Here is a 10,281-nt window from a genome sequence, read left to right on the forward strand (position 1 = left end):
CGGCGGGGCGGGGCGGGTCGGTCACGTCCTGCGTGCTGTCGGAGGTCACTCTTCCGAGCCTGCTGCACATCGTGTGCAGGTAGGAAAAAGCGGCAGCAAAGCCCCGGTCAGGATTCGGCCACCGGCCGGAAAAGCCCGGCCCCGGTGGCAGGCGGCCGCCCGCTCAGGCCGCGCCCGTTCCGCCCTCGCCCCCCGAGGCCGCGCCGCTGCGGCGACGCCCGGTCAGGCCGTGCCCGCGGGCGGCTTCTCCGCCGTCCACTGGGTGACCGGCATCGCCTGCCGCCATCCGGTGAACCCGCCCACCGGCACCGCGTGCGCCACCGCCAGCCGGGTGAGGTCGCCGCCGTGGCGGCGGTAGGCGTCGGTGAGCAGCGCCTCGGACTCCAGGGTCACCGTGTTCGCGACCAGCCGGCCGCCCGCCGGAAGGGCGTCCCAGACGGTGTCGAGGAGGCCGGGCGCGGTGAGGCCGCCGCCGACGAACACCGCGTCCGGCGTCGGCAGCCCGGCCAGCGCCCCCGGGGCGGCGCCGACCACCACCCGCAGGCCCGGCACGCCGAGCCGCTCCGCGTTGCGGCCGATGCGCGCGGCCCGCTCCGGGTCGCGTTCCACGCACACCGCGCGGCACGACGGATGTGTCCGCATCCACTCGACGGCGATCGACCCGGAGCCGCCGCCGACGTCCCACAGCAGCTCGCCGGGCGTGGGCGCGAGCACCGCCAGCGTCGCGGCCCGCACATGCCGCTTGGTGAGCTGCCCGTCGTGCTCGTACGCCGGGTCCGGCAGCCCCGGCACCGCGCCCAGCCGGGCCGCGCCGGGCGTACGCAGGCACTCGACGGCCACGACGTTCAGCGGGTCGCCCGGCGCCTCGGACCAGGCGTCGGCCGTGACCGCTGCCCCCGTCCGCTCCCGGTCCCCGCCGAGCTGTTCGAGGACCCGCATCCGGCTGGGCCCGAACCCGCGGTCGCGCAGCAGCGCCGCGACCTCGGCCGGGGTGCCGGCGCCCGCGCTGAGCACCAGCAGGCGGCGGCCCTCGTGCAGGACGGCGGCGAGCCGGGCGGCGGGGCGCCCGACCAGGGTGACGACGTCGACGTCCTCGCGGGGCCAGCCCAGGCGGGCGCAGGCGAGCGCGACGGAGGAGGGGTGCGGCAGGACGCGTACGGCGTCGGCGCCCAGGACCTCGGTGAGGGCGCGGCCGATGCCGTAGTACATGGGGTCGCCGCTGGCCAGGACGGCGACGCGGCGTCCCGCGTGCGCGGCGAGCAGCCGGGGCACGGCGGGGCGCAGCGGCGTGGGCCAGGGGACGCGCTCCCCGGCGCAGTCGGGCGGCAGCAGGTCGAGCTGGCGCGGGCCGCCGATGACGACGTCGGCGGCGCGCAGCGCGTCACGGGAGGCGTCGGGCACGCCCCGCCAGCCGTCCGCCCCGATGCCGACGACGGTGACCGCCGGGGGTGCGCCCGGCGCGGCGTCCGCCGTCGCGGCGCGCGCGGCGGAGTCGTCGGGGCTCAGGGCGTCTTCGGGGCTCACGGCTCGGGCACCTCGGGGTCCGGGGGAGTGACGGATACGCACTGTACGGGGCCGTGGCCTGCGCAGTTCCGTCGGCGGCGCCGGGAGCGGCCCCGCGGGCGGCGGCGGGGCGGGGCGGGTGCCGGGTCCGCACGGTCCGGCGATCCGCCCCGCCCCCCGCCCGTCACATCCGCGCGCCCACCGCGTTCAGGAACGTGCGGAACTTGGCGCCCGTCTCGGCGGTCTCGGCCTCCGGCTCGGACGCGGAGACGACCCCGGCGCCCGCGTACAGGCGCAGGCGGCGGTCCTCGGCCTCGGCGCAGCGCAGGGTGACCACCCACTCGCCGTTGCCTTCCGCGTCGCCCCAGCCGACCATGCCGGTGTAGAAGCCGCGGTCGAAGGGCTCGGACTCGCGGATCACCCGGCGGGCCACGTCGGTCGGGGTGCCGCACACCGCGGGCGTGGGGTGCAGCGCGCAGGCGATCTCCAGCGCCGACACGTCGGGGCGGGCGAGGGTGCCGCTGATGGTGGTGGAGAGGTGCCACATGGTGGCCGTGCGGATCAGCGACGGGCGGGCCGGGACGTCGAGCGTCGCGCAGTACGGCGCCAGCGCCTGGTGCACGGCGTCCACCACGACGGCGTGCTCGTGGAGGTCCTTCACCGACTCCAGCAGGGCCGCGGCCCGGCGTACGTCCTCGGCGAGGTCGTCGCTGCGCGGGATGGACCCGGCGAGCGGGTTGGACACCACCCGGTCGCCGTGCCGGGACACCAGCAGCTCGGGGCTCGCGCCCAGCAGGGTCCGGCCGGGCGCGGTCGGCACCGCGAAGGTGTAGCCCGTGGGGTCGGTGCGGGCCAGGCGCTGCAGCATGCCGGGGAGGTCCAGCTCGGTGGAGGACGTCAGCTCCAGGGTGCGGGCCAGCACCACCTTGCTGAACTCGCCCTTCCACATGCGGTCCACGGCGGCGGCGACGCTCTTGCCGTACACCTCCGGCTCCGGCTCGGGCCGGGCCGTCCAGGCGGCGGGGCGGCCCAGGGCGGGGGCGGGCAGCGCGACCAGCGGGTCGGCGGCGAGCGCCGGACCGCCGCGGGTGGTCTCGGGGACGACCAGCGCGGCGGGCGCCGCGTGGTCGAAGGGGATGGCGCCGACGACGAGCGGCGCGGCCCGGTTGCGGGAGCGGGCCGCGCGCAGGGTGTCCGCGACGCGTTCGGCGACGGGCGCGTCGCCGTGCGGGACCTCGTCGAGGACGCCGTGGGCGAGCAGGGTCCGGGTCGGGGTGGCGAGGAAGCGGTCCCCGGCGCGGAACGCGTCGAGGAGGACCGTCGCCGCACCGACGGGGAACGGTGCCGGGACGTGCGGGACTGGGGGCGCTTCGGGCGTGACCGTGTCTGCGCCTGTCTGACGGACCGTCGGCACGGGAGGCTCCTTGGGGTGTCGATCTGAGGGTGGGGTGGGGGAGAGGGTGCGGCGGGGCGTGGGGGTGCTCGGTGGTGCGGGGGTGCTCGGTGGTGCGGGGGTGGGGTCCGCGCGCCGGAGCGCGCGGACCCGGTGGGCGTACGTCAGCGGTCGCGTGCCGCCCGGTCGGGGGCCCGGTCCGGGACCGCGCGCAGGGCGGCGTCGAGCAGCGGGCCGATCTCGTCCAGGGCGTCCGGGGCCATCAGGTCCTCGTGGCCGCGGTCCAGGACGTGCTCGGTGAGGGTGCCGTCGATGTGCCGCGGCCACACCAGGCCGGGCGCGTCCTCGGCCGCCGTGGTGCGGGCGGCGGTGAAGAACAGCACGTCGCCGGTGTAGTGGCGGGTGCGGCTGCGGGACAGCAGCCGCACGCAGTGCACGTTGGTGTCGACGATCGCGTGCAGCAGTTCCTCGTCGAACCCGGCGAGCAGGCCCTGGCTGTCGCGGATCGCGGCCACCGCCTGCGCCCGGTCCACCGTGCGCCCGGCCTCCGCGTCGACCCCGGCCACCGACAGCAGGAAGCCGCTCTCCTCGCGCTCCAGCCGCTCCCGCCAGTCCGGGGCGTCTACGTACGACCAGTCGTCGCGCTCCGGCGGGTAGGCGTCCAGCAGCGCCAGGAACGCGACCTCCTCGCCCCGCTCCTGGAGCAGCGCGGCGAGGGTGTGCGCCACGGTGCCGCCGAAGGAGTAGCCCGCGAAGTGGTACGGCCCCTCGGGCTGGACCGCGCGGATCTCGGCGAGGTACCGCTCGCACAGGGCGGCCACGTCGGGCACCTCGGCGTCCGCCGGGAGCGGCCCCGTGAGGCCCGGCGACTGCACGCCGTACACCGGCCGGTCGGGGTCGAGGTGGCGCAGCAGGCCGGTGTACTGCCAGCTGAACCCGGACGCCGGGTGGAAGCAGAACAGCGGTGCCCTGGAGCCCCGTTCGCGCAGCGGGAGCAGGACGCGCAGAGCGTCGCGGCGGGCGTCGGTGCCGATGGCGGCGGCCACCCCGGCCGGGGTCGGCGCGGTCATCACGGTGCCGACCTGTACGGGCAGGCCGAGTTCGGCGCGCAGGCGGCCCACGAGTCGCATCGCCAGCAGCGAGTGACCGCCCAGGTCGAAGAAGTTGTCCTCCACGCCGACCCGGTCCAGGCCGAGGACCTCGGCGAAGAGTCCGGCGACCAGTTCCTCGCGGGCGTCCTTCGGGGGGCGTCCGCCGCCGGTGTCGCCGAGGACGGGCGCGGGCAGCGCGGCCCGGTCCACCTTGCCGTTGACCGTCAACGGCAGCGCGTCCAGCGGTACGAACACCGACGGCACCATGAACTCGGGCAGTACGGCGGTCAGTCGGGCCTTGAGGTCCGTCATGTCCGGTTCCCCGGTGGGGCGGCCGGAGGTGGCGGCGACGGTGTAGGCGACCAGGCGCTTCACGCCGTTGGCCCCGGTGTGCACGGTGACCGCGGCGGCGGCCACGCCCGGGTCGGCGGTGAGTGCCGACTCGATCTCGCCCAGCTCGATGCGGAATCCGCGGATCTTCACCTGGTGGTCGGTGCGGCCCAGGTAGTCGATCTGGTCGTCGGACCGCCAGCGCACCAGGTCACCGGTGCGGTACATCAGGGTGCCGGGCGTCCCGAACGGGTCGGCCACGAACCGCTCCGAGGTCAGTCCGGGGCGCCCGTGGTAGCCGCGGGCCAGGCCCGCGCCCGCCAGGTACAGCTCGCCGGGCACGCCGTGCGGCACCGGCCTGAGCGCGCTGTCGAGGACATAGGCGCGGGTGTTGAAGATGGGGCGGCCGACGCACGAGGAGACGCTCGCGTCGGCGTCCGCGCCGAGGGCGTTGATGGTGTACTCCGTCGGCCCGTAAAGGTTGTAGCCCATGGTGCCGTCGGTGTCCTTCAGCAGCGACCACAGCGAGTCGGGCACCGCCTCCCCGCCGAGCAGGACGAGCGTCGGCCGGTGCCGGTCCGCGGCGAGCAGACCGGCGTCGACCAGCTGCTGGCCGTACGACGGGGTGACGTTGACGACGTCGATGCCGACCCGGTCGTAGTGGGCGGTCAACGCGGCCGGGTCCAGGCGGAGTTCCTCGCCGATGACGTGCACCTCGTGCCCGTCGACGAGCCAGAAGAACTCCTCCCACGACATGTCGAACGCGAACGACACCGTGTGCGCGACCCGCATCCGGCGTCCGCCCGCCAGCTTCACCGCCGGGTCGAAGATCCGCTCGCGGTGGTTGTACAGCATGTTGACCAGACCGGAGTAGGGCACCACCACGCCCTTGGGGCGGCCGGTCGAACCCGAGGTGTAGATCAGGTACGCCGGGTGGCGGCCGTCGCGCGGCGCGGTCAGCTCGCTGTCCGCGACCGGCGCCCCGGAGCGGTCCGCGAGGTCGGCGCGGGTGCCGGGCGCGTCCAGCACCAGGTGCGGCACCCCGGACACCTCCGGGACCCGCCCGGCGACCGCCGTCGACGTCACCAGGCACAGCGGTGCGGCGTCCTCGACCATCGTCGCCAGCCGGTCCACCGGGTGGTCCAGGTCCAGCGGCAGATAGGCGGCGCCCGTCTTCAGCACCGCGAACAGCGCCACCACGAAGTCCGCGGAGCGCGGCAGCCCGAGGGCGACCGTGCGCTCCGGTCCGGCGCCGCGCGCGACGAGGGCGCGGGCCAGCCGGTTGGCGCGCTCGTCCAGGTCGGCGTAGCTGAGCCGTTCGTCCTCGAAGACCAGCGCGGTGGCGTCCGGGGTGGCCGCCGCCTGCCGGGCGAACAGGTCGGTCAGCGGCACGTCCGGGACCTCGTGGCCCAGGTCGTCGCCCAGCTCCAGCAGCGCGGCCCGCTCGGTGTCGGACTGGGTGCGCAGCCGGCCCACCGGGGTGGCGCCCCCGGCGGCGAACTGGCCGACCAGGTCCCGCAGCCGGGCCGCGATCGTCCCGGCGGTCGCCGCGTCGTACAGGTCGGGCCGGTAGGCGACGCTCAGTTCCAGCGAGGCGCCCGGCGTCACCGCGAGGGTGAGCGGGTAGTGGGTGCCGTCGACGCTGTGCGTCCAGCCGATGCCGTGGCGGGCGACGGCCTCCTCGCGGGCGGCGTCGTCCAGCGGGGTGTTGCGGAACACGTACAGGGTGTCGAAGAGGGTGCCGACGCCGCTGGCCTGCTGGATCGGGCCCAGGCCCAGGTAGTGGTGGGGCAGCAGGTCGGCGTGCTCGCGCTGGACGCGGACCAGCAGGTCGCGCAGCGGTTCACCGGCGCGGAGCGTCACCCGGAACGGCAGCGTGTTCATGAACATGCCGATCATCTGGTCGACGCCGGGCACGTCGGCCGGGCGGCCGGAGACCGTGGCGCCGAACACCACGTCGTCCCGGCCGGTCAGCGTCGCCAGCGACAGCGCCCACGCCGCCGACAGCACGGTGTTGAGGGTGACCCCGCAGCCGCGCGCGAACAGCCGCAGCGCGTCGCTGAGTTCCTCGCCCAGCGCGAGGTCGACGACCTCGGCGGTGACCGGGCCGCGCGTCGGGTCGGCGGGCGCCACCAGGGTCGCCTGGTCCAGCCCGGACAGGTGCCGCCGCCAGGCCTCCAGCGCGGCGGCGGAGTCGGTGCCCGCCAGCCAGCGCAGGTAGTCGCGGTACGGCGTCACCGGGGGCAGGCCCTCGGGGTCGCCGCCGCGGCCGTACAGCGCGAACAGTTCCTCGAAGAACAGCGACTCCGACCAGCCGTCGGTGAGGATGTGATGCTGCGTCACACAGAGCATCCAGCGGTCCTCGGCGAACTTCAGCAGCGTCACCCGCATCAGCGGCGGCGCGGCCAGGTCGAAGCGGGTCGCGGCGTCGGTGAGGGAGAACTCCCGCTGCGCGGCCCGTTGTTGTTCTTCGTCCAGGTGGGTGAGGTCCTCCACGTGCCAGGGCAGGTCCCACTCGGCGGGGACGACCTGCACCGGTTGGGGAAGACCCTCGTGCCAGAACCCGGAGCGCAGGTTGGGGTGGCGGCGCAGCATCCCGTCGAACGCCGCGCGCAGCGCCGTGGTGTCCACGGCGTGCCGCAGCTCCACGAAGTTCTGCATCAGGTAGACGTCCAACGCCCGGTCGTCGTACACCGCGTGGAAGTACAGGCCCTCCTGGAGCGGGGCCAGCGGCAGCACCTCGGCGGCGCCCCGGAAGGCGCCCTCGACGGCGGTGCGGCCCGCCTCGTCCAGCGCGACCAGCGGCGCGTCCGACGCGGCGGTCAGGACTCCGGCCGCCGCCTCCTCGGTGGTGCGGGCGGCGGCGGCCAGCGCGGCCGGGGTGCGCTGCTCGAACACGTCGCGCGGGGTGAGGACCAGGCCCTCCTTGCGGCAGCGCGTCACGAACTGGATGGAGACGATGCTGTCGCCGCCGAGGGCGAAGAAGTCGTCGTCGACGCCGGCCGAGGCCAGGCCCAGCACGTCGGCGAAGACGCGGCAGACGGTCTCCTCGCGGGCGTCGCGCGGTGCCCGCGACCCGGCCGAGCCGCCCAGCACCGGCGCGGGCAGCGCCGCCCGGTCCAGCTTGCCGTTGACGGTCGTCGGCAGCTCCGGCAGGACCACCACGGCGGCGGGCACCATGTAGTCGGGCAGCGCCGCCGACAGCGCCTCGCGGGCCGCCTCCGGGTCGGCGGCGCCGGTCACGTAGCCGACCAGGCGCTTGACGCCGGGTGTGTCCTCGCGGACCACGACGGCCGCCGCGGCGACCCCGTCCAGCGCGGCGAGCGCCGACTCCACCTCGCCCAGCTCGATCCGGAACCCGCGCAGCTTCACCTGGTCGTCGGCCCGGCCCAGGTACTCCAGCTCCCCGTCGGCCCGCAGCCGCACCAGGTCCCCGGTGCGGTACATACGGGTGCCGGGGGTGCCGTACGGGTCGGCGACGAATCGTTCCGCCGTCAGTCCGTACCGGCCCAGGTAGCCGCGTGCCGTGCCGTGGCCCGACAGGTACAGCTCACCCGTGGTGCCCGCCGGGACCGGGCGCAGCGCCGCGTCCAGCACGTAGGCGCCGGTGTTGCCGATCGGGCGGCCCACCACCGGGGAGGCGCTTGTGGTGAGGTCGGCGGCGAGGGCGTCCACGGTGTACTCGGTCGGCCCGTACAGGTTCACCGACAGCACGCCGCTCGCGGCCCGCACCTCCGACCACAGCGCCTGCGGCACCGCCTCGCCGCCGAGGAGCAGCAGCGCCGGACGGTGGTGCGCGGCGTCCAGCAGCCCCCAGTCGAGGAGCTGGCGGGCGTAGGTCGGGGTGACGTCCATCGCGTCCACCCGCCGCTGCCGTACGTAGCCGACGACGAACTCGGCGTCGCGGCGGCCCACTTCGTCGAGGACGTGCAGCTCGTGCCCGGCGATCAGCCAGAACAGCTGCTCCCAGGACGTGTCGAAGCTGAACGACGCCGTGTGCAGCGCCCGCAGCCGCCGCCCGCCCGCCGCGCCGACCACCGGCCCGAACACCTCGTCCAGATGGTTCGCGTACAGGTTGGACAGCCCGCCGTGGGTCAGCACCACCCCCTTGGGCCGCCCCGTGGAGCCGGAGGTGTAGATGACGTACGACGGGTGCTCCGCCGCCACCTCGGGCGACGTGAACGCCGGTGCGGCGGCGGCCAGTTCGGCGAGCGTTCCGTCGGTGTCGAGGAGCAGCCGCTGCGGGCCGCCCGACGCGGGCAGCAGCCCCACCGCCTGCGTGGTGGTGAGCACGCACACCGGGTCGGCGTCCGCCAGCATGTAGCCCAGCCGGTCCGCCGGATAGTCCAGGTCGAGCGGCAGATAGGCGCCGCCCGCCTTCAGCACGGCGAGGATCGCCACCACCGACGCGGCCGAGCGCGGCACCGCCAGCGCCACCACCGACTCCGGACCCACCCCGCGCGCCGCGAGCAGCCCGGCCAGCCGCGCCGCCCGCTCGTCCAGCTCCGCGAACGTCAGCTCCACCGCGCCCGACACCACCGCCACCGCGTCCGGCGTGCGCGCCGCCCGCTCGGCGAACCGGTCCGCGACCGTGCCCGCCGGAACGTCCCGCGCCGGCCCCCGCCAGCTGTCGCGGACCCGCTCCGCCTCCGCCGCGGGCAGCAGCTCCAGCGCGCCCACCGCCCGCTGCGGCGCACCGGTCACGCGCTCCAGGGCGAGCGTCAGCCGCGCCGCGATCCGCTCGACCTGGCGGGCGTCGAACACGTCCGGCCGGTACTCCAGGCGCAGCAGCGCCCGCTCCTCCAGCGCCACCGCGAGGGTGAGCGGGTAGTGCGTGGCGTCCCGCGCCTCGACGCCCGCCACCCGCAGCCCGTCACCGGCCCGCTGCCGGGCCTCCGGGTCCACCGGGTAGTTCTCGATCACCACGAGGGTGTCGAACAGCTCGCGCGCGCCCGCCTGCTTCTGGATCGGGCCCAGGCCGAGGTGGTGGTGGGCGAGCAGCGCGTTCTGCTCGTCCCGGAACCGCCGCAGCAGCCCCTCGACGCTCTCCCCGTGCCGCAGCGTCATCCGCACCGGCACGGTCGTGATGAACAGGCCGAGCATCGACTCGACCCCGGGTATCTCGTCCGGGCGGCCCGACACCGTCAGCCCGAACACCACGTCCTGGCGGTTCGTCAACTGGCCGACGAGCAGACCCCAGGCGGCCTGGATCAGGGTGCTCGGGGTGGTGCCGAGCCGCCGCGCGGCGGCCGTCAGCGCGGCCGTCGCCGCCGCCGACAGCTCCAGCGCGTGCACGCCGGGCCGCACCGCGGGGCGCACCGCGTCCGAGGGCGCCACCAGCGACGGCTCCTCCAGCGAGCCCAGCGCCTCCCGCCACGCCGCCTCCGCGGCCGGGGCGTCCTGCCGCTTCAGCCACTTCAGGTAGTCCCGGTACGGCCGCACGGCGGGCAGCCCGGAGGCGTCGCCGTCACTGCCGTACAGCGCCAGCAGGTCGCCCACGAGCAGCGGCATCGACCAGCCGTCGACCAGGATGTGGTGCACGGTGATCACGAGCCGGTGGTCGTCGTCGGCGATCCGGGCCAGCACCAGCCGAAGCAGCGGCGGCCGGTGCAGCTCGAACCGCCGTGCCAGCTCGGCCCGTTCCAGCTCGGCCAGCGCCTTCGCCGGGTCCGCGGACACCGCCGCCGACCCCAACTCGGCCCGCTCCACCGCGATCCGCACCTCGGCGGGCACGAACTGCACCGGCTGCGGCACCCCTTCGTGCCAGAACCCGGCCCGCAGGTTCGGGTGCCGGCGCAGCAGCGCCGCCGCCGCCCGCTCCAGCCGGTCCGCGTCCACCGGGCCCGCCAGCGCCACCGTCACCTGCACGGTGTACACGTCGGCGGCGTCCGGGGCGGCGTCGTACACGGAATGGAACAGCATGCCCTGCTGAAGGGGGGACAGCGGGAGCATGTCCTCGATACG

The 10,281-nt window shown here is 75.9% G+C and carries 3 protein-coding genes; all 3 read right to left on the bottom strand.

The window, feature by feature from the left end; all coding sequences use genetic code 11:
* Positions 1–222: 222 nt before the first annotated feature.
* Positions 223–1,506: a precorrin-6y C5,15-methyltransferase (decarboxylating) subunit CbiE gene (gene cbiE / locus ACIQPQ_RS23510; RefSeq protein ID WP_401307166.1), complete on the bottom strand. Its 1,284-nt coding sequence runs from the start codon at positions 1,504–1,506 to the stop codon at positions 223–225.
* Positions 1,507–1,687: 181 nt separating this feature from the next.
* Positions 1,688–2,917, bottom strand: coding sequence for an isochorismate synthase DhbC (gene dhbC / locus ACIQPQ_RS23515; RefSeq protein WP_401306651.1), 1,230 nt, complete (start codon positions 2,915–2,917; stop codon positions 1,688–1,690).
* A gap of 143 nt (positions 2,918–3,060) precedes the next feature.
* Complete coding sequence (locus tag ACIQPQ_RS23520) at positions 3,061–10,269, bottom strand: amino acid adenylation domain-containing protein (protein ID WP_401307169.1); 7,209 nt, start codon at positions 10,267–10,269, stop codon at positions 3,061–3,063.
* Between the last annotated feature and the right edge of the window lie 12 nt (positions 10,270–10,281).

This window comes from Streptomyces sp. NPDC091281 (assembly GCF_044757425.1).
In the GTDB taxonomy this organism is placed as follows: Bacteria; Actinomycetota; Actinomycetes; order Streptomycetales; family Streptomycetaceae; genus Streptomyces.

Bases quoted from the DNA above. Each gene is read 5' to 3' on its own strand.
- ACIQPQ_RS23520 (WP_401307169.1), bottom strand. From the start codon at position 10,269: ATGCTCCCGCTGTCCCCCCTTCAGCAGGGCATGCTGTTCCATTCCGTG.